This is a genomic window from Prevotella sp. KH2C16 (assembly GCF_900113305.1).
GTDB lineage: Bacteria > Bacteroidota > Bacteroidia > Bacteroidales > Bacteroidaceae > Prevotella.
In genome coordinates this window covers 130,332-151,022 of the sequence record NZ_FOOW01000007.1, presented here as the reverse complement: position 1 = coordinate 151,022, position 20,691 = coordinate 130,332, and the positions used below count along the sequence as shown (strand labels likewise).

Below are 20,691 nucleotides of genomic sequence, written 5' to 3'. Positions count from 1 at the left end.
GTGTCCTTGAGGGAAATGATTTCCTTCAGAACCGGCTCGACGAGCTTTCCTTGTCTCGGACATCCGTCCCGCCAAAGGCCTGGGCCTCCCGCCGGACGGACTACCTGCGTTCCTCCGCTGACGCTCCGCCAGAGGCGGAGACAGCGGCGTACTGCCTGTCTCTCTCCATGTAAACCTTTCAAAGAACTTCGTTTCCATCCGGCTACGCCCCGAAGGGCGAAAGCGAGTGCAAAGGTAATACAAAAATCGAAACCACGCAACTTTTCAAAGGAAATATTTTCGGGAAAAGCGAAAGTTTTCGCGAATGTTGACAAAAAAAACGACAAAGAACAAGACACACCTTATATTATATATAGGAAGAAGAAAGAAAAGAAGGTCGGACAAGAAAATGATAGACGACCCATAAAGCGCAACTTTACCGGCATCACCTCGGTACCTCAAGAGTCTGGCAAGACCACATCGAATCTCGGGAAGTAAGGGAGATGAATCTTAAGAAGAGTTAAAACCGTTGACTATCCCCGGCCATCTCCGTTATATTAAAAGAAAGACTAACAATCCAATCAAGCAGATAAACATTATAAAGGAGTATGAATTCACACAAACCTATAAGCTGTTCATTACTTATAATGGGCTTTTTCTGCCTTAGCGGGCTTTTGCTTTTCCCGACAATAGGCCGGGGACAAGAAATTACGGGAAAAATCATTGATGGAGAAAATGCGGGCATTCCCTTTGCAAACATCGTATTGCTATCGCGGGACAGCACATTTATCAAAGGAACAACAACAGCAGCAGACGGCAGCTTCATGATTAACAAGGCAAAGAATGCAGCGATATTGAGAGTCTCATCCATAGGATATTCAACGACCTATCTTGACATTGCAGAGAAAGAGATAACGAAGATCTCGGTAAAATAACCATTAAAAAGAGTGAGGTCGCATTATCGGAAGTCGTAGTAAAAGCCTCACGACCCATGTTCAGACAAAAGGGAGGATCCTTGTTGGTACAAGTAGACGGGACAATACTTTCCAGACTCAATACCCTTGACGACTTACTGCCCCAACTCCCAGGCGCAATAAAAGGGCGTTCAGGCGGCATTGAAATATTTGGTAAAGGCTCGCCCATCATTTATATAGATAACCGTCCAATAAGGTCGAAAAGTGAGTTGACGCGGCTTGTGCCGTCTGAGATAAAGGAGATTGAACTGATTACATCCCCGGGACCCGAGTACAATGCGGCAGGCAGAGCCGTTCTCAAAATAACCACCATTCACAAGAACGATGGTATCTCGCTACTCACAAAAACATATCTTAAGCGAAGCGACAGATTGTCCGGCGGGCAGAGTGCCGTATTAGGCTACCAATACCATGGACTAAGCATTTCCGGCAGCCTGAGCTACGACTACAATAACGGCAAACTCACCCAACCAGCCTCTACGGAACTGGCAGCATCACATGATTTGCACAGGTATGACAAAGACCAATGGGGAAAGACCCGAACACCAGCACTTGACTATCAGGTAAGTGCGGACTATGCCATCAATGATAAGAAATCATTCGGGTTGTCCTGGGACGGGAAGCAATACACTAACAAGGAGCACCGAAACGGGACGCTCTCCTATTCGGTTAACAACAACCCGATAAATTCAGCCACGATTGACAACCATTACCGTAATCGCATTAACTACCAGCATCTCAACACTTTTTGTAATTGGTAGTGGGGAAAAGTAATTGGCGACATCAACGCGGACTATGTGCACAACAAAAACGACTATTATCAAAACACAACGGAATATCATGCGGACAGGGCTCCCGTCGAGACCTATAGCAAGGGCAACGGCCAGCAAGACCTGTTTGCCGTGAAGCTAGACTGGACATTGAAGCTTTCTCCGAAGGCAACCATCGTCTGGGGAACAGAGGCCAACTATACGAGCAGCAAGGGGAATCTAACCATTTCCTCTATTGACAAAGCAAGTACAAACTATAAAACCGAAGAAAACATATACGCTGCCTTTATGGAATTGAGGCAACTGTTCAATGGCTTAACCCTTTTCGGCGGAGTGCGCTATGAAGATTACACTTATAAGTATAGCAGCCTCAATGCGGGAAGCGAAATCCGCAAACACTACCGGCATCTTTTTCCCTCATTAAAGGCATCATTTACTAATGGCTCGTGGAATCACACCCTGGTATTCTCCTCACAGATTAATTGCCCGACATTCAGGCAGATGAGTAATGCCAGCTATTATGGCAATGAGTATATGTATCAGCAAGGCAACCCGAAGCTGGTTCCTGACAGGTTATACTCCCTACAATTATATTCCAGCTATAAATTCATAATGCTCTCGATGGAATACACCTATCAGAAAGACTATATTGCCCTGAGCTTCTATAATAATGGAAAAGACAATATCATAGTAAGCACTTATAGGAATTATCCTGCGATAAGGAAACTCAATTTCTACTTGAATATGCAGAAGAAACTCGGAATATGGAGCCCCTCCTTGTCTGTGGGAATCAGTCAGCCTTTCTTTAAATATGATTATCGGGGCGAAGAGATTAACCACAACAAAGCGTCGGTTTATGCTGTTTTCAATCAACACTTCCAATTACCGCACAACTATCTGCTTTCTTCCTACATCTATTATAACACCGGCGGCAATCAAGGGGCCGTGAGCCTGAGACCCTTTCACTCCATTGACATAGGACTACAAAAATCCTTTTTGTCAGACAGATTCATCATCAGCCTGCAGGCTAAAGACATATTTCATGGCATGAAATTCAGGGAAAAGGAACTGGTAGACGCCTTTCACTTCACGCAGACAGAGGACTATCATCTATGGAACTTTTCCGTCAATATCACCTACAGGATAAATTCCAGGAAAACAAAGTACAGAGGAAAGAATTCTCTCGAGAAAGACATCAAACGATTGTAGGTCATGCTCGGACTATACGAATAGTGTGCCCCACCCACCTGCTTGTTTTCCCGCAAAATGCTTGCATATATCAGAAGTTTTTCCGAACTTTGGCTTCATTAAAAGATAATAACCTCTTTAAAACACCCAGAAAATGAGAAAAGCATTCCTGACAATCGTCGCCCTTCTGATTATGATGCCTTCTGCCGTACAAGCGCAATCGGCAAAGGCGGCCAAGCTCGACAGCATCGCCAACAAGCTCTTTGACGAGGAGAACTACGGAAAATCACTGGAAATCCGGCAAAAGCACCTTGCCGCCCTGAAGGAAGAGGTCGGCGAGGGCGACTCCACCTATATCGCGAGCCTTATACAACTGGGCAAATGTTACTATCGCACCAAACAGCTTGACCAAGCGCTGAAGACTGCCCAGCAAGTGGTAGACCTCTACGGAAAACACATCAACACCACCGACAAGACCTACGCCTTTGCCCTTGACAACCTCGCCCTCTACCAGAGTGCGGCCGAAAAATATCCGGAAGGGCTGGCCAATGCCCAGAAAGCCCTCGCCGTATACCAGAATTTCCACGAAAACGACAGGGATATGGCGGTCATCCAACTGCATGTGGCGGAACTGGCTCACTTCAGCGGAGACAACAACAAGGCCATTCACCACGAACTGCTGGCCCTCAACATTCTCAAGAACCTCTATGGGGAGCACTCTAATCAATATATAGAAGAAGCGGAATATCTGTGCAAATACTATGAGGAAAACGGCGACAAGGCCAAAGCCAAAGAGCTCGCCGAGCGCCTCGAGACCCTGAAAAAGGAAACCGAGGACGGCGAGCTCGACCTGCCACAACCCGTGGAATTCACTTCGGCTGCCGTCGCCCATGCCCATAACCGTGATGCGGCGAGATGCATAGAGTATCTCCTCAATCACTACATTACCGACCCGAAAATCAATGATGCCGCCTCTTACATCATGAACTGGTCCCAGGCTACCGGCGACAGCCATGTGGTAATCGGCGAGAACGAAGCCAAGCTGATGAACAACGAGAAGTCAATGGCCTACTTCGTGGCCTATATCGCCGGGTGCAGCAAGTATGCCCTTGCCACCGGCAAGGCCGATTTCAGCCTCGACACCTTCAAGGATGCCATGGTGGATGTGCTCAATTACTATCAGGCCAACAAGCAATATACCGGCGAGGTGAAGTATCTCGAGCAGTATATCAAGGCCCACGACAAGAGCCGCGAGAAGTTGGACGCTCTCTTGGAGAAGAACTTTCCCGGGAAGCTGAACGGCGAGATGATTGACAGAATCAAGAAAGGAGAAAATGTGAAACTCGAGAAATAGCTCCCGAGAGCATGGGGGCAAGACGCGCGGGAGGCAGATGCCGCCCTGCTCCCCCCATAACCTGACATACAAATAATCCATTTGGAATGAAAACAAGAATTATATCCTTCATCGCCATGTGCCTCTTCCCTACACTCGGCATCATGGCTCAGGCACCCGGATATCCGGGCTACAACATCGAGGCCCTGCGGGAAATCCATCCCTGGCAGTTTGCGCGCATTGCCTATTTCGGCGATTCCATCACCGACCCGGACAACCACGCGTCGAAGACCAAATACTGGAAATATCTGGAAGAATGGCTCCATGCCACCAGCTATGTCTATGGCGTAAGCGGCCGGCAATGGGATGATGTGCCCAATCAGGCCGACAGCCTCTACAAACAACACGGCAATGAGTTTGACGCCATACTGATATTCATGGGCACAAACGACTACTATGCCGATCTGCCCATCGGCATCTGGTATACCGAGACCAAGGAGCAGACGACCGTAAAGCGGTGGGGGCAGCCAAAGCAGGTCGTTACACGAACCCGGAGACACTTCGACTACAACCAGAAAACGCTGAAAGGGCGCATCAACATTGCCATGAAGAAGCTCAAGACGATGTATCCCGACAAGCAGGTCGTGATACTCACCCCGCTCCACAGGGCACTCTTTACCCATAAAGACCGGAACATCCAGATTGACGAATCGTATCAAAACGGAGCCGGACTCTACCTCGACAAGTATGTGAAAGCTATCAAGGAGACACAGGAGGTGTGGGCCGTTCCCGTGATAGACCTCGGCAGCCTGTCCGGCCTATTCCCACTCATCAAGGAGCAGGCGAAGAAGTTCAATGCCCCCGACGACCTCTTGCACCCTAACGACTACGGGCACAGAATCATGGCCCAGACCCTCTTCTTCCAGCTCCTCGGCCTGCCCTGCCGCCTGAATTGACAAGGTATAACCACCTCAACCCATAAACTTGCTCACAAGATGAAATCTCTCCTGTCCTTCGTCCTGATGCTCATCCTCGCAGGATGCGGCACAAGGAATGCCACTACGGCTACGAAATCCGACAGCAAGAGCATGTTGAAAACCGACCGGTCCGCCGCCGTAAGCGACACCGTCTACAGCTCCCCTGCAGGCGTTACGGATACCATCATAGGAGCCTGGCGCATTCATCTGCGCGTTGAGCCCAATGAGTTGGTCATCGACCCGAAGTCTGACTACCCCGTGAGAGACAACTCCGCGTTCCTCACCTTATATTATAATAACAAGCTGCTGTGCAAGGACAAGGAGCTGCGCACCAAGACTTTCGTAGGCAAAGAGGGGGTGTGCCAACTGCAGGGAGTGGCGCCTCTGCTCACCACCGACAACACCTTGTATCTGCAAGCATGGGACTGCGAGCCCGAGACTGACGCCTGCTGGAACATGCTCTACTGCTACACCCCCGGCCGCAAGCCGGATCTCTATGTGCTCACAATGGAGGTGGGCGACGAGGAAAGCGACATTATCAACAGCCTCGACGAATTCATGACCCTCTACCTGCACCAGAAGAAGGTGGCGCAGCCCACCGTGGAGCAACTGAAGCCGCTCTTCGAGCAATACCTGCGTTCCCCGCTCATCAGTAGACTTCTTGCCGGGGGCGGGCATGCCGATGACGAGCTGATTTTGCAAGGGCACTCCCCATTGACTATGAGGTGGCATTGCGGTCGCTTGAGATTGACTGCGACTCCACCAAGACGGCCACCGTGAAGTTCAAGACGGCCAAGCACCAGAAGGACTCCGTCAGCCTGAGCGTGAGGTGCGAGCTACAAGACTCCACGGCATACCAGTTTGGAGACAAGACCGAATACTATCCCAACTACCGCTTCGCGGAATTCAAAAAGAGGTAAGGCCGTGCTCTACCTGCCCCTCGGGCATGCTCACGAAGGGCATAACAGCAGGCCGATCTTCAACTTCTGACGCATACGGAGGGCATCATTTATGTATCTGAGTGCCGAGTTCTTGGTTCCAGTAAAGGGAGATATAGTTCAACTTACGACCTCCTTCAGTAGGTACGAACCACACGCCCTCTATTAACTGCGTTTCAATCTTTCGAAACACGGAGACCGGAATATAGGCAAAAGGCCCGAAATTAACAAAGTCGAAACTTACTTCCATCACCTTTCCTGTCTCAGAATTAATATAAAGCTCTATCCCCAAAGTATGTCCCCTGCAACTTTCCGTCTGCTCCTTGGTAAAAGCATTATTAACTATAGAATAGCATTTAGGCTTTGTCCAGTTCTCTTTCTCGAACTCCTCGGTCATGTCATACATAGGCACATTCTTTCCTGTAGCAAGATACTTCTGCGAAACATGTATGTATTTGTTGTTCAGATTATACAATTGCAAATATCCCGAGCCGCCGTATGTTTCGCATCGATAAACATACCCGTCCTCATGAAAATCCTTGGTGGTTTGATAATAGTTCGTTTGTGCCCGCAATGGCAAAGACAGCAGGAACAGGGACAGAATTAATAAAAAAGCTCTTGGTTTCATCATTTACATCCTTTCGTTAATACTTTAAGATTAGAAAAATTATCATCGCCTACTCGGTTTTCATTATATTTATTAAGATTGTTGTCATCGGAGCAATCTGGGTATAAGGCCTTGTCTTCTCCTCGTTTAATTTATTCATCAACCGCAACAAAAGGGCATCACACAGAACAGGATTCACAGAACGGAGATAACGGAGACCGTGCAATGCCGTCCTATCGCAGAATGACTGACAGGTTTTCCATAAGTCTTGACGCTATCCCCGGTGATAGGCCGCTCATAATATAAATAGGAATGGGAGACAAAGGCATCATCACCCTCCGGCAGAATCTCTATCTGGCAGCCCCCGCTATAGTTCACCGAGCGAATCGTCTTGCAGTTCACGCGGCGCAACAAAGCTCCTGCCCTGCTCGCGGAAATCTCCGTCCAGCCTAACTCTTTGAGGCCGTTTCGGTATTCAGGAGTCCCCTTTCTCAACCACAGACGAACCGGTTGCTCCCCTGGCTCTTCATTGATAATATAAGGTGTACGACCTATGAAGATGGAATCGCGGTCCTGCCCTACCGTTAGTTCCATCTGATAGTTCCCCGTGTCATGATGTTTTAATTGAAGACTGAAAGTTGCTATCAGTTCAGAAAAATCTTCTTCGTGCTCGTTAAAGTTGTCGACAAGTCCCTCATAGCTATTCTCATGATGAGCACATTGCGACAGAAACAACACAAGGAACACCAATAATCCCCGACAAACTATATTCCTTAATTCTTTCATCATTAGTCTCTTTAACATGGTTCTCATTTAGCAAATGCGGTGCCAGTCCACAAACTACAGACCGCCCCTAAGCCTTGAGCCGTCTTCAAACACCACTTCCACGGCCATGGGGCTTTCTTCCACGGAATCAATCACTGCCACAAATCGTCCTCCATATCCACCCCTGAAAATGCTATTGTCGTTTATGCCCCTCACGAGAGAATCTATTCCGAAGGCTTCAGAAGCCGTGCCGTCTTCCTCTCGGAAACCTTCTTCATTCATGCCCGCCGCATCCGGCAAGACCCGAATGGGCGAGCTGATTGCCTGCCGGCGACTGGCATAGAATGTGATGGCGCGAATCTTTTTCTCAAGTCCATTAAGACCAGGTTGCAACCCGCCTATGAACAGTCCATACTCCGGATTGGAATAGCGGACGGAGAATGACACGAGATAACATCCGACGGCATCTTTCTGACTGCCGGGCGAGACTTTCTCCATGGTCAGACCCGTTATATAATAATTGCGATAATGCCTATCCATCAGCACGAGGACAAGCAGCAGCGCCGAAACGATAACGCCCGCCAGTATGAACAGGTATCTTCTTCTCATGATTAGTCGGCTTTATTTTTTTGTAATCCATTGTTCGTCCCACCTCTTCAGGGCTTCCTTCATTTGTTTTCTGTCCACTTCAAAAGATGTTTTAAATTCAAATCCATAAGGTAAAGGTTTTATAGAGTTGTATAATAAAAACTTGTTTTCACACGGCCGAGTGCCTCTCGTCCAGGGCAAAAATAGTCAAAAAATGCACAGGATACTAATTATTCTTTGTTTTTCTGTCCCGAACATGACTATTTTAACACATCTATAAATTTATGCCTCGCAGCCACCCCGTTTTGCCCCAAAAGCCGCAGTTTACTTTTGGAAAAAGCGGAAAGAGGTCTTATCTTTGCAGTTGGAATCCCGAAAGGCAAGGAGGAGGAATCCTGTCAGCCGTTATCAGCCTGACAAAATCGGCGAGATTGTGCGACAAAATCGGCGAAATCATGGGACAAAATCGGTGATTTTGTCAAACGGGGAACGGCTTTCTGCCTTCGGAACGGGAATCTATACGAACGAAAGAACATATTACCAACCTAAATTCAAACACACTATGGCAATTTTAATCAAGCTTATGAGAAACAGGATGCCGCACGACAAGAACAGCGGCAAGTGGTTTGCAAAGACCTTATCGACGGGCGAGGCTCACACCGACGACATCGCCCGCGCGATAGAGGCAAACACCACCTTCACGCGGGGAGAGGTGAAAGGCATGATGGACGCCCTCACCGACACCATGACCGAGATGCTGCAAGGGGGAAAGACCGTGGTCATCGACGGCCTCGGACGGTTTCACCTCACCGTGGAAAGTCTGCCAGCCGAGAAGCCGGAGGCCTTCCACATCGGCATGAACATCAAGGGCGTAAAGTGCCGTTTCGTGCCCGAGGGGCGGAAGAGCGGCCGCCACGGCCGGCAGAAGAAGACCTTCTGCGAGGATGTCGAGGTGAAGTTTGCCCCGGTGAACGCCGTGGAGAGGTGAGCCCGGAGCATGCGAGTCCGCTATTCGTAGACTTCGTCGATGCCGTTCAGGTCCACGCTCGTCTCGTCCTTGGCACACGCATTGAAGTCCTCGGGAATATCGAACACCGCATTCTCTTTATAGGGCAGCGACGCGTTTTTATACACCTTCTGCATGTAGAGCGCCCAGATGGGCAGGGCCATCGTGGCTCCCTGCCCCATCGCCATGGTGTCGAAGTGAATGTCGCGGTCTTCGCCACCCACCCAGCATCCGCTCACCAGCTGCGGCGTGAAGCCCACGAACCATGCGTCGGAGTTGCGGTTGGTGGTGCCGGTCTTGCCGCCTATCTGCCCCGTGAAGTTATACCTGTGGCGCAGCCGGCCGGCCGTTCCCTCGTCGACGACGGCCATCAGCTCCTCCAGCATCTTGTAACAGCTCTGCGAACTGATGACCTCGTTCATGCGGGGCTGGAACTTTGCGATGATATTCCCCTCGTTGTCTTCAATGCGGGAGACGAATATCGGGGCACATCGGATGCCGTTGTTGGCGAAGGTGGTGTAGGCGCTCACCATCTCGCCGACCGATACCTCACAAGGTCCGAGGCACAGCGACATGGAGGCATGGATATCAGGATTGTTGATGCCGAACTCGTGGAGCAGGCTCACGAACTGCTGCGGGTTGAGCTGACTCATGAGGTAAGCCGAGATCCAGTTGTTGGATTGGGCGAGTCCCCACTTCAAGGTTACCATCGAACCGTAGCGGCGGCGCGAGGCATTGCGCGGTGTCCAGGGTCTTCCGGCCACGATATAGGTGCGCTGCACATTGGGAGCGAGGTCGCAGGGAGAGAACCCGTTCTCCATCGCCAGCGAGTAGAGGAACGGCTTGATGGTGGAGCCCACCTGACGGCGGCCACCCATCACCATGTCATACATAAAGTGATTATAGTCCAACCCGCCCACATAGGCCTTCACATTGCCGTTTTTCGGATCCATGCTCATGAATCCCGCACGGAGGAACGACTTGTAGTAGCGTATGGAATCCAGGGGAGTCATCGTGGTGTCTATCTCTCCGTGATAGGTGAACACCGTCATGGGCGTCTTCGTCCGGAACGCCGTGCGTATCTCCTCGTCGCTTGCGCCGGCCGCCTTCATCACCCGGTAACGCTCACTCTGGCTCATCGAGCGGTTCAGGATGCGGCGCACCTCCGTGGGGGTGAGCTTGTCCGTGAACGGGGCATTCGGCTTGCGACGGTTCTCCGCGGAGAACTTAGGCTGCAGGAACTTGGCCACATGGGTGTAGACAGCCTCCTCGGCATATTGCTGCATCCGCGAATCGATGGTCGTGTAGACCTTCAAGCCGTCGGTATAGACATTATAAGGCTTGCCGTCGGGCCTGAAGTTCTTGTTGCACCATCCATATAAAGGGTCTGAAACCCATGCTATTGAGTCGAATACATACTGATTCTGATTCCAAGAAGGATAATCGCCGCGATCGGGGCGCTTGGCCGTCATATACTGCCGCAGGAACTCACGGAAGTAGGCGGCCGTGCCGTCCTTGTGGTCGATGCGGTGGAAGTTGAGCTTCAGAGGCTCCGCACAATAAGTGCGGTATTCCTCCGCGGAGAGAAAGCCTGCCTTCTGCATCTGGCCGAGAACCACATTGCGCCGCTCCTTGCTACGCTCCGGAAAGCGAACGGGATTGAAGAGCGCGGGGTTCTTGCATAGTCCTATCAGCGTGGCGGCCTCGCAGATAGTGAGGTCGCCGGGCTCTTTGTTGAAGTAGGTATTTGCCGCCGTCTTGATGCCGTCGGCATTGTGGAGGAAGTTAAACTTATTCAGATAGAGGGCAATAATCTCCTCCTTGGTGAAGTTGCGCTCAAGCTTGACGGCGATGACCCACTCCACCGGCTTCTGGAAAAGCCTCTCCAACGAGGAATGGGCGACCGAGGAATAGAGCTGCTTGGCCAACTGCTGGGTGATGGTAGACCCTCCGCCGGCATTCTCCTGACCGAAGATGCCCCGCTTCACCACGGCACGCCCAAGAGCCACGAAGTCTATCCCCGAATGGTCGTAGAACCGTTCGTCCTCGGTAGACACCAGCGCGTGGACAAGATGGGGCGACAATTTGGAATAGGGAATGATGATGCGGTTCTCGTGATTGGCACTCCATGTGCCCATCACGATACCGTCGGAAGAATACACCTGAGTGGCCGACCGGTCGAGCGGATTCATGATATCCTCCATCTCGGGCATATATCCCACCCAGCCATTCCATATTGCGACGAAAACCATCAGCGATATGCCCACTATCGAAACAAGAGCTATCCAGAGGAAGCGTATAAACAATTTTCTCATCTGCCAATATCCATAAATATATGCAAAAATACAATTTTTCTTTTAAAATAGCACCATTAAATTAAAAATTATGTGTAACTTAGCGGTCGAATCAGAACCATCGACCCACAACATGACGGAAAAACATAACTTCGTAACGATTGCCGACCTCTCGAGGGAGAAGCTGCTCTATCTGCTCGAGATGGCGCAGGAGTTTGAGAAACATCCCAACCGGGAACTGCTGAAGGGGCGAGTCGTGGCCACGCTCTTCTTTGAACCGTCCACCCGCACCCAGCTCAGCTTCCAGACAGCGGCCAACCGGCTCGGCGCAAGGGTTATCGGATTCTCGGATGCCAAGACCTCCAGTACCACCAAGGGGGAAACCCTGAAGGACACCATCCTCATGGTGAGCAACTATGCCGACATCATCGCCATGCGACATTACATAGAGGGAGCGGCCCAATATGCCAGCGAAGTGGCTCCCGTGCCCATCGTCAATGCCGGCGACGGGGCCCACATGCACCCCTCGCAGTGCCTGCTCGACCTCTATTCCATCTACAAAACCCAGGGAACGCTCGACAATCTGAACATCTATCTGGTAGGAGACTTGAAGTACGGGCGTACGGTTCACTCCCTCATCATGGCCATGCGGCACTTCAATCCGACCTTCCACTTCATTGCGCCAAAGGAACTGGCCATGCCACAGGAGTACAAACTCTACTGCAAGGAGCACGGAATCCAGTATCAGGAGCATACCGCATTCAACGATAAAGTAATCGCCGACGCCGACATTCTCTATATGACGCGCGTACAGAAAGAGCGCTTCTCCGACCTGATGGAGTATGAGCGCGTGAAGAATGTGTATATCCTGAAGAACGAAATGCTCACCCTGGCCAAGCCGAACATGAAGATTCTGCACCCTCTCCCACGGGTGAACGAGATTGCATATGATGTGGATGAGAACCCGCATGCCTACTATATCCAGCAGGCCAAGAACGGACTATATGCCCGCGAGGCCATCTTCTGCTATTGCCTCGGCATCACGCTGGAGGATGTAAAGAACGATAAAACCATCATAGAACCATGAGTAAGAAAGAACGACTGGTAGCTGCCATTGAGAATGGCACCGTCATCGACCATATTCCTGCCGAGAAAACCTATCAGGTGGTGTCGCTCCTCGGATTGGAAAAGCTCACTACTCCTGTTACCATCGGCAACTATTTTGAGTCCAAGAAAATAGGAAAGAAGGGAATCATCAAGGTTTCCGACAAGTTCTTTACCGACGCGGAAATCTCACAATTGTCAGTTGTCGCCCCCAAGGCAGTACTCAACATCATCCACGACTATGAGGTCGCGGAAAAGAAAATGGTGGAAATACCCGACGAGATCAGGGGCATCGTGAAGTGCAACAACCCCGTCTGCATCACGAACAACGAGCCTATGGAGACCGTATTCAATGTCGTAGACAAGGAACAGGGCATCATCAAGTGCCGCTATTGCGACAAAGAGCAGGACATCAGCAAGGTAAAACTCTGCTAAAAGACAAGAATCACATACATAAAACACCCAATAATATTATGAGAAAAGACGATGAAATTTTCGATTTGATCGAAAGAGAGCATCAACGCCAGCTAAGAGGAATGGAGCTTATTGCCTCTGAGAACTTCGTCAGCGACGAGGTCATGCAGGCCATGGGAAGCTATCTTACCAACAAATATGCCGAGGGGCTTCCGGCTCACCGCTACTATGGCGGCTGCCAAGTGGTAGACGAGGTGGAGAACCTGGCTATCGAACGAGTAAAGAAAGTCTTCGGTGCGGAGTTCGCGAATGTGCAGCCGCACTCAGGAGCACAGGCCAATCAGGCCGTTCTTCTCGCCGTCCTGAACCCCGGCGACACCTTTATGGGTCTCGACCTTGACCAAGGCGGCCACCTTTCACATGGCAGTTCGGTCAACACATCGGGCATTCTCTATCACCATGTCGGTTACACCCTCGACAGGGAGAGCGGCCGCGTGGACTACGACGAGATGGAGCGACTGGCCCTGGAGAACAAGCCCAAGCTGATTATCGGCGGTGGAAGTGCCTATAGCCGAGAGTGGGACTATGCCCGCATGCGGAAGATTGCCGACGAGGTGGGCGCCCTGCTGATGATCGACATGGCGCATCCTGCCGGACTTATTGCCGCCGGCCTGCTCGACAACCCCGTCAAATATGCCGACATCGTTACCACAACGACCCACAAGACACTTCGCGGACCACGCGGAGGAGTCATCATGATGGGTAGGGACTTCCCCAATCCGTGGGGCAAGACGACCAAGAAGGGCGAAGTAAGGATGATGAGCTCACTCATTAACAGCGCCGTTTTCCCCGGCATACAGGGCGGTCCGTTAGAGCATGTCATCGCTGCCAAGGCCGTAGGATTCGGTGAGAACCTCCTGCCTTCATGGAAAGATTACGCCACACAGGTTAAGAAAAACGCCGCTGTTCTGGCTCAGGCCTTGATCGACAAGGGCTTTGCCATCGTGAGCGGAGGTACTGACAACCACTCCATGCTGCTCGACCTGCGTCCTAAATACCCGGAACTGACGGGCAAGGTGGCAGAAAATGCCCTTGTCGCAGCCGACATTACGGTAAACAAGAACAAGGTGCCCTACGACGAGCGCTCTGCCTTCCAGACCTCCGGCATCCGCCTCGGCACGGCCGCAATGACCACCCGCGGAGCCAAGGAAGACATGATGTTACTGATTGCCGACCTCATCGACGAGGTTCTGCAGGCACCGGAAGACGAACAGGTAATTGCCCGCGTACGCGAGAAAGTGAACGCAACCATGAAGGATTACCCGCTGTTTGCATACTAATCGTCAGCTACAGACCCAAACCAAGGGGGCAGGTTCTCAATCGAGAAACCTGCCCCCTTGGTTTTTTCTATATCCCTCAACCATTATCCTCGCTGGTCAAGACCGGAAGGGAAATATGATAACGCACCGCAAGGAATCGGATGATGCAAATGAAAAGGAAGGTTGCAAGCGCCGTAACGCCCACATTCACCCCGAACTCTATCATCGCCCAATAGAGCAGTCCGCCCCCGATGCTTGCGCTGGCGTAAATCTCCTTCTGGAAGATAACCGGCTGCTTGTTCAGCAGAATGTCGCGGATGACGCCGCCCGCAGCCCCTGTTATACAGCCCATGATGACCGCAACCCAGAAAGGATGGCCCAGGGCGAGAGTCTTCTGGATGCCCGCAATGGTGAAAAGTGCCAGTCCGAGGGTATCGAACACGAACCACGCGTTGTCCAGGGGACGGAGATACTTCTTAAAGGCTACCACAAACACCTGGGCCAGGGCGGTACAGATGAGATAGACGGGAGAGGTCATCCAGAACGGCGTAACGCCCAGCATCACATCGCGGATGGTACCGCCGCCGATGGCAACGGCCACTCCACAGACGAAGCCCCCGAACCAATCGAACTTCTGTCCGGCGGCATGACGGATGCCCGAGATGGCAAAGGCAAAGGTACCGACGAACTCCAGCACCTGCTGCACCGTACGGGCAAACTCCAAGTCAGCGTATAGGGTCATGGCTATGGGTTGACCACATTCTGAGGAGTGCCCTCCGCAAAGGCTCTCACATTTGCCACCGCTATCTCCATCAGGCGACTCCGAGCCTCACAGGTAGCCCATGCCACATGGGGCGTGAGATACGCATGGGGCTGTGAAAGCAAAGGATTGTCGGCAGCGGGAGGTTCCGAGCACATCACATCCGCACCGTATGCCCCCAGCTGGCCGGATGCCAACGCACTGGCAACATCCCGCTCATTGACCAGCGGGCCGCGGCCTGTATTAATCAGGATAGCCCCTCGCTTCATCCTGCAGAGGCTGTCTTTATTGATCATTTCACGGGTTTCCGGGGTCAGGGGGCAATGCAAGGTGAGGATGTCGCTCACGCCTAACAGGCCTTCCATAGTGGTCTTCTGTATGCCCTCCGGGAGGTCAGCGGAGTTCTTGCTGGTATACGCAAAGACATCCATTCCGAAGTCGCGGGCAATCCGCGCGACCTTGCACCCGATATTTCCAAGCCCCACGATGCCGATGGTCTTGCCGGCTAACTCATGGATGGGAGCATCCCAATAGCAGAAGTCAGGATTCTGGCTCCACCGTCCCTCGCGGTTCTGACGGGCAAAGCTGTCCACCCTGTTCGTGATATTCAATATATGGGCAAACACCATTTGGGCCACACTATAAGTGCTATAGGCGGGAATGTTGCACACCATAATGCCCCGCGTCCTTGCCGCCTCGGTGTCTATGATGTTGAAGCCCGTGGCCAGGACGCCTATCATCTTCAGCTTAGGCAACCTTGAAAGTGTGTCCACATTGAACGGAACCTTATTTGTCAGGATTACCTCAGCATCCTTCGAGCGTTCCAATATCTCGCCGGCTGCAGTACGCGGATAGACCACGACTTCGCCCATTTCCTTCAATCCATCCCATGAAAGATCACCGGGATTGACCGAATAAGCATCTAAAACTACAATCTTCATTTTCTTTTCTCCTTAATCTTTATATCTGTCTTTCCAACAACGCAACATCTGCTGATAGAGCTTTTCTTCTGAAGGCGAGTGCTGGGCGTGCCAGAGACGCTCGTTCTTGACGGCGTCCGGCAAATATTGCTGTTCTACAAAGTTGCCCGGGAAGTCGTGCGCGTACTTATACCCGTCATGATACCCCAACTGCTCCATCAGCTTCGTGGGGGCATTACGCAGGTGCAAGGGCACGGGCTGGTTGCCCGTCTTCTGCACCAGGTCAAGTGCCGAGGCGATGCCCATATAGGCCGAGTTGCTCTTCGGGCTGGCAGCCAGATAGACCGCAGCCTCCGCAAGGGGAATGCGCCCTTCCGGCCAGCCTATCTTCATCACGGCATCGAAGGCGGCATTGGCCAGCAGCAGGGCGTTCGGGTTGGCCAGGCCGATGTCCTCGGCGGCACTTATCACCAGTCGGCGGGCAATGAACTGCGGGTCTTCGCCTCCCTCTATCATGCGCGCCATCCAATAGAGAGTGGCATCAGGGTCGCTTCCCCGAATAGACTTGATGAAGGCCGAGATGATGTCATAGTGCATTTCGCCGTCCTTGTCGTAGGCCAGCGGATTCTGCTGGAGCCGCTGTTCCACCAGCTCGTCGGTAATTTCCACCTCGTCGCCGTCGGCCGCCTCCACCACCAGTTCCAGAATATTGAGCAGCTTGCGGGCGTCGCCCCCGCTATAGCGAAGCATCGCCCCGGTTTCGCGCAGCACGATGTGCTTCTGTCTCAGCTCCACATCCTGGGTGATGGCGCGCTGCAACAGCTGAAGCAGGTCTTCCTTCTCCAGAGGCTTCAAGACATAGAGCTGGCAGCGGGAAAGCAGGGGGCGGATAACTTCAAACGAGGGATTCTCCGTGGTAGCACCAATCAAAGTTACGATGCCACGCTCCACGGCACCCAGCAGAGAGTCCTGCTGAGACTTCGAGAAACGATGGATTTCATCGATGAACAGAATCGGCGAAGCCCCGTTGAAGAACCTGCCGCTCTTGGCCCGCTCAATGACCTCGCGCACATCCTTCACTCCGCTGGTTACGGCGGACAGCGTATAGAACGGCGTTTCGAGCTTGTTTGCAATGATCTGAGCCAGCGTGGTCTTCCCCACTCCGGGCGGTCCCCAGAGGATAAACGAGGTTATACGGCCCGCGTCTATCATCTTGCGCAGCACCGCATCCTTGCCCACCAGGTGTTTCTGACCCACATAGTCATCCAGCGTGCGAGGCCTCATCCGTTCGGCTAATGGCTCACTCATTACCCGCAAAGTTACGAAAAAGATAAGAAACCGATGAATTTTTTCCATTAAAAGTTTGCGAATTAAGAATTAAGTACTTACATTTGCAGCAAAATTGAATCACTCATGAAAGATAAAAAAGCCATAACAATTAAGACACTGAACAAGAGCAATGTCTGGGATCTTCAGGAGAACGACATATTCCGCCTATGGGAAGCCGGCGATAAAGAGGCCGACTTCAGAGACAACATCCGCCGTTATACCGACATTATACGCAGTGCCTTTGAGATAGAGGATATTAAAATAGACAAGCCCGAGGTGCTGAAGAAATACGAGGAGCGCGGATTCAAGATAGGGAATGTGCGCATGGATGACAGCACAAAGGTGAAATGGGGAATCAAGAAGCACCCCATTACACGCGTTACCGACCTCACCTACGAGAACATACACCACATTTCGGCAGCCAAGCTGATAGAGGTGCTCGACCGCAACTTCGGCGGCGGATGGGAGTCGCTGCCGCAGAACATCAAGGACATCATCGAGAAAGGTTTCGACATCAGCACCACCACCCTGCCGCAGGAGCGTCTGCACAAGGTTGGCGGAATGTATGAGAAGAAAATCGCCGACGGCTTCGAAGTCTTGGAAATTCCCAAGGGAACATGGGTGGAAGCCATCTTTGCCAAGGCAAAGCCCGAAGCAGAGAAGCTCCGCTTCCGCCCGGAATCGGAACAGGAGGAGGAAAAGCGGCATAAGGGCGGGAGCAACGACCTTGAGGAGGAAGAAGAGGAAGATATCGAGGAGAGAGAGAATTTCGACGAGGAGGACGAGGACTCTTTCGATGAGGACAAGCTCACGGAAGAGAGCTACCGCACGACTTTCGACGCCGACCCTGACGACCTGAACCTCGAGGCAGAGGATATCAGCGAGGACGACGGCGTGTATTAACCTCCCGGAGACAACATCAAGAAACAAGAAAAACCATCCCACACCATAAGAGTTGCCACCCACGGGCAACTCTTTTTTGTGTCTCTTTCCAAGAGGTAATGACAGGGCATGCTGTCCGCCGCATAGCCAAGGATTACGGAAGGCCGTTGACAGTCTGACAAAATCGGCGAAATCGTGCGACAAAATCGCCGATTTTGTCTAACAATCTCGGCGATTTTGTCAGGCTCGAAACCGTCTCCAGCCATAAGAACAAAAAAGAATCCCAACATCCGGAACGGACATTGGGATTCCCTGATATATCGCAAATCTCCGATTAGAAGAAGAGATATCTGTTGTCTACGACCTTGGCACTCTGGTAAAGCTCGCTCATGAAGTTGCCGGCATACTGCATGGCCTTCTGGCGGAGCTTAGCCTCTTGGGTCTTGGCATCCAGCTTTCCAGGACGCTGCGTCCTGCCCACAACCTGGAAAACATAGACACCGGCATTTCCCTTGACCGGATTCTTAGAGAACTTACCCTTGGCAGTAGCTGCAACGGCACCACTCAGGGCCGGCTCGCTGGCACCTGTCTCCGCAACGAACACAGGAGCAGAGAATGTAATCTGGTTAACGGTAGACACCTTGGCACCCTTGGCCTTGGCTGCCGCAACGGAGCTTACGCCCCCCAGCTTGGCAACAAGCTGCTCAGCTTTCTTGTCTTTCAGCACCTCCGCCCTTACTATTTCGCGAACCTGGGCGTCAGCCAAGGTACGGTAGCCGATGGGATGAATCCGTGAGCAGATGGCCACGAGCAGATGATTGTTGTCGCCGCACTCATACATCGGAGAGACATCGCCCTCGCCGGCTTCAAACAGCCATTTCAGTACATCGCGGGTACTGTGGATGTTTGCAAGGTAGTGCTGCGCCGTAGTAACATCGTTGGCCTCCTGCACCATATAGCCGGCCTTGGCGGCATTCTTCTCGATTGCATCAGCCGTTTGATTGGCACTCACGAAGGAACTGAACTTGTTGTAGGCGGCACTATATGTGTCCTTTGAGAACTCAATGCCTTTCTTGATGACTGCCGCAGTATACTTTGTAACCATTGCCTTGCGGTCGAGCACCTGGAAGATGATGTTGCCCTGAGTGAGGGAGATATTCCGGGTCTCGTTTACGCCGGTCGTGGTGAGGGCAGAGAGATAGTTCTTGGTATCTGCATCCAGAGAAGGAGCACTCTGATACTGGGCTGATGTAATCCAGGCTTTGGCTCCTGTCTGGCCGTATTTCTTGGCCAAAGCCTCGAAATCAGCACCGGCTGCAAGGGCCGTATAGATGGAGTCGGCGGTTTTGTGAGCAGCCTCGGCGGTCTCACCTCCCACCTGAATCTGGCGATACTGTATGGAGTCGGGCATCTGCTGCTTGGCAACAAGCTTGACGAGGTTCATCGTATTGTCCTGCGCATTCGCTGTCGGAGCGGATACCTGACCTACTGCCATGGAATCCAGCTTGGCCGCGATATCCGTCGGGAAAGCCTCACGGGTCTGGGGAATACCCAGATACTGAATCAAAGAAGTGCTCTTGCGGACCACATCCGTAGGATCGGCCGCAGCGGCAAGCTGCGCATGATATTCGGCAAACTGCTTGTTGAGGGCGGCACGGTCGGCCTGTGATGGGCTGACCTCTATGTCGACATACTTCACATCGCGGCTCTCCACATACTGCTGGAAACGCGCCTTCATCTCTGCATACTTAGCCTTCAAGTCGGAATTATCAATCTTCACCTTGCTGTCATCGATGCTTGAATAAGCAAGCGAGGCAAGCTGAATCTGCGCTTCCTGATTCTCTTCCTCGAAAGAGGCCTTGGCCTCTACGGGGTTTGAGAGCAGGCAGTGAGCCAACAGGCTCTGATACTTCTGCGCAAGAGTTTGCTGACGGAGGGTCTTCTCTATGAATGTCCAATATTTATAGAGTGTGTTATACTGCTCGGACACCTGCGTGGGCGCAGCTTGCTGTGCCTTATAGTCTGCAAGGAACTTCTGGAGGGCATTCACATCAAAGCGTCCCGTCTGCCTGTTGACGAACGGAGTCTGCTGCAACATGGGGTCGGTGCCCATCCGCATGATATTCTGCATCTCCTCGTCGGTTACCGTCAGGCCCAGCTTCTCAGCCTCGTTCTCCACCAACTTAGTCTGTACATAGGTGTTCCAGACCATGTCCTTCACCTGGTTCATCTGCTCGTCGTTCAGGTTCTCGGCACCCTGCTGCATCTTGATGACTTCCTGATACTCTTCCATGAGAGCCTGAAAATCCTGCACATTGATTTTCTCGCCTAACACCTGGCCTACCTGCTGGCGTTGTTCATTCTTCGTTGCGTCGCAAGAACGGAAGAATTCCTCAGCGATGAAGGCGAAGAGACCGAAACCAATGATGCTGGCAAGAATCACTCCTCTTTTTCTAATTTTTCCTAATGCTGCCATTATTACTTATTTTATTTTTGATTATTATTTACCTATATTACATTTTGAAATGCCCACAAAGATACCAA

The 20,691-nt window shown here is 51.8% G+C and carries 21 protein-coding genes; 12 read left to right on the top strand and 9 right to left on the bottom strand.

Features of this window, described 5'->3' with window-relative positions; all coding sequences use genetic code 11:
- A partial coding sequence (locus tag BM114_RS14525) for a hypothetical protein (protein WP_218151481.1) occupies nt 1–182 on the bottom strand: 182 nt, incomplete at its 3' end.
- Nucleotides 183–587: 405 nt separating this feature from the next.
- Between BM114_RS14525 and BM114_RS07010 the strand changes: the two genes are divergently transcribed.
- From BM114_RS07010 to BM114_RS06980, 7 genes are all read left to right on the top strand, one after another.
- Entirely contained in the window at nt 588–914 is a 327-nt protein-coding gene (locus tag BM114_RS07010) for a carboxypeptidase-like regulatory domain-containing protein (protein ID WP_092111816.1), read from the top strand.
- Nucleotides 915–970: 56 nt separating this feature from the next.
- On the top strand, nt 971–1,714 hold the full coding sequence (locus BM114_RS07005; protein ID WP_092111814.1) for a TonB-dependent receptor: 744 nt from the start codon (nt 971–973) through the stop codon (nt 1,712–1,714).
- A gap of 12 nt (nt 1,715–1,726) precedes the next feature.
- Complete coding sequence (locus tag BM114_RS07000) at nt 1,727–2,932, top strand: outer membrane beta-barrel family protein (RefSeq protein WP_092111812.1); 1,206 nt, start codon at nt 1,727–1,729, stop codon at nt 2,930–2,932.
- Between the two features lie 133 nt (nt 2,933–3,065).
- Complete coding sequence (locus BM114_RS06995; RefSeq protein WP_092111810.1) at nt 3,066–4,265, top strand: tetratricopeptide repeat protein; 1,200 nt, start codon at nt 3,066–3,068, stop codon at nt 4,263–4,265.
- An 86-nt stretch (nt 4,266–4,351) separates the two neighbouring features.
- Nucleotides 4,352–5,200, top strand: coding sequence for an SGNH/GDSL hydrolase family protein (locus BM114_RS06990; protein ID WP_255406453.1), 849 nt, complete (start codon nt 4,352–4,354; stop codon nt 5,198–5,200).
- A 39-nt stretch (nt 5,201–5,239) separates the two neighbouring features.
- Nucleotides 5,240–6,001 carry a hypothetical protein gene (locus BM114_RS06985; protein ID WP_092111809.1) on the top strand — a complete coding sequence of 254 codons (762 nt, stop codon included), beginning with the start codon at nt 5,240–5,242 and terminating at the stop codon, nt 5,999–6,001.
- Nucleotides 5,998–6,141 carry a hypothetical protein gene (locus BM114_RS06980; protein WP_177207067.1) on the top strand — a complete coding sequence of 48 codons (144 nt, stop codon included), beginning with the start codon at nt 5,998–6,000 and terminating at the stop codon, nt 6,139–6,141. Before BM114_RS06985 ends, BM114_RS06980 begins: the two co-directional genes overlap by 4 nt.
- Nucleotides 6,142–6,226: 85 nt before the next feature.
- On the opposite strand, the gene BM114_RS06975 is transcribed toward BM114_RS06980, so the two are convergent.
- From BM114_RS06975 to BM114_RS06965, 3 genes are all read right to left on the bottom strand, one after another.
- Nucleotides 6,227–6,790, bottom strand: a complete 564-nt coding sequence (locus tag BM114_RS06975) for a DUF5043 domain-containing protein (protein ID WP_092111806.1) — start codon at nt 6,788–6,790, stop codon at nt 6,227–6,229.
- A gap of 171 nt (nt 6,791–6,961) precedes the next feature.
- Complete coding sequence (locus tag BM114_RS06970) at nt 6,962–7,555, bottom strand: hypothetical protein (protein WP_143089274.1); 594 nt, start codon at nt 7,553–7,555, stop codon at nt 6,962–6,964.
- A gap of 51 nt (nt 7,556–7,606) precedes the next feature.
- A complete protein-coding gene (locus BM114_RS06965; protein WP_092111801.1) occupies nt 7,607–8,140 on the bottom strand; it encodes a hypothetical protein in 534 nt (177 codons plus the stop codon).
- 541 nt (nt 8,141–8,681) lie between these two features.
- Between BM114_RS06965 and BM114_RS06960 the strand changes: the two genes are divergently transcribed.
- Nucleotides 8,682–9,107 (top strand): HU family DNA-binding protein, encoded by a 426-nt coding sequence (locus BM114_RS06960; RefSeq protein ID WP_092111842.1) that lies wholly within the window; start codon nt 8,682–8,684, stop codon nt 9,105–9,107.
- A gap of 20 nt (nt 9,108–9,127) precedes the next feature.
- On the opposite strand, the gene BM114_RS06955 is transcribed toward BM114_RS06960, so the two are convergent.
- Nucleotides 9,128–11,440 (bottom strand): transglycosylase domain-containing protein, encoded by a 2,313-nt coding sequence (locus tag BM114_RS06955; protein WP_092111799.1) that lies wholly within the window; start codon nt 11,438–11,440, stop codon nt 9,128–9,130.
- Nucleotides 11,441–11,552: 112 nt separating this feature from the next.
- Between BM114_RS06955 and pyrB the strand changes: the two genes are divergently transcribed.
- Genes pyrB through glyA form a run of 3 tightly spaced genes read left to right on the top strand, consistent with a single transcriptional unit; the run spans nt 11,553 to nt 14,277 of the window.
- A complete protein-coding gene (pyrB, locus tag BM114_RS06950; protein WP_092111797.1) occupies nt 11,553–12,506 on the top strand; it encodes an aspartate carbamoyltransferase in 954 nt (317 codons plus the stop codon).
- Nucleotides 12,503–12,958 (top strand): aspartate carbamoyltransferase regulatory subunit, encoded by a 456-nt coding sequence (locus tag BM114_RS06945; protein ID WP_092111795.1) that lies wholly within the window; start codon nt 12,503–12,505, stop codon nt 12,956–12,958. The genes pyrB and BM114_RS06945 overlap by 4 nt, the downstream gene beginning before the upstream one ends.
- 38 nt (nt 12,959–12,996) lie before the next feature.
- Nucleotides 12,997–14,277 carry a serine hydroxymethyltransferase gene (gene glyA, locus BM114_RS06940; RefSeq protein WP_092111791.1) on the top strand — a complete coding sequence of 427 codons (1,281 nt, stop codon included), beginning with the start codon at nt 12,997–12,999 and terminating at the stop codon, nt 14,275–14,277.
- Nucleotides 14,278–14,353: 76 nt separating this feature from the next.
- Here the strand turns inward: glyA and BM114_RS06935 are convergent, their stop codons facing one another.
- The 3 genes from BM114_RS06935 to BM114_RS06925 are packed head-to-tail and all read right to left on the bottom strand — an operon-like array spanning nt 14,354 to nt 17,244.
- Nucleotides 14,354–14,998 (bottom strand): trimeric intracellular cation channel family protein, encoded by a 645-nt coding sequence (locus BM114_RS06935; RefSeq protein WP_092111789.1) that lies wholly within the window; start codon nt 14,996–14,998, stop codon nt 14,354–14,356.
- 2 nt (nt 14,999–15,000) lie between these two features.
- On the bottom strand, nt 15,001–15,957 hold the full coding sequence (locus BM114_RS06930; protein ID WP_092111787.1) for a D-2-hydroxyacid dehydrogenase: 957 nt from the start codon (nt 15,955–15,957) through the stop codon (nt 15,001–15,003).
- Between the two features lie 12 nt (nt 15,958–15,969).
- Nucleotides 15,970–17,244 carry a replication-associated recombination protein A gene (locus BM114_RS06925; protein WP_092111785.1) on the bottom strand — a complete coding sequence of 425 codons (1,275 nt, stop codon included), beginning with the start codon at nt 17,242–17,244 and terminating at the stop codon, nt 15,970–15,972.
- Between the two features lie 105 nt (nt 17,245–17,349).
- On the opposite strand from BM114_RS06925, the gene BM114_RS06920 reads away from it, so the two are divergent.
- Nucleotides 17,350–18,168 carry a hypothetical protein gene (locus BM114_RS06920; RefSeq protein ID WP_092111782.1) on the top strand — a complete coding sequence of 273 codons (819 nt, stop codon included), beginning with the start codon at nt 17,350–17,352 and terminating at the stop codon, nt 18,166–18,168.
- Nucleotides 18,169–18,481: 313 nt separating this feature from the next.
- Here the strand turns inward: BM114_RS06920 and BM114_RS06910 are convergent, their stop codons facing one another.
- Nucleotides 18,482–20,623 (bottom strand): peptidylprolyl isomerase, encoded by a 2,142-nt coding sequence (locus BM114_RS06910; RefSeq protein ID WP_092111778.1) that lies wholly within the window; start codon nt 20,621–20,623, stop codon nt 18,482–18,484.
- Nucleotides 20,624–20,691 lie beyond the last annotated feature (68 nt).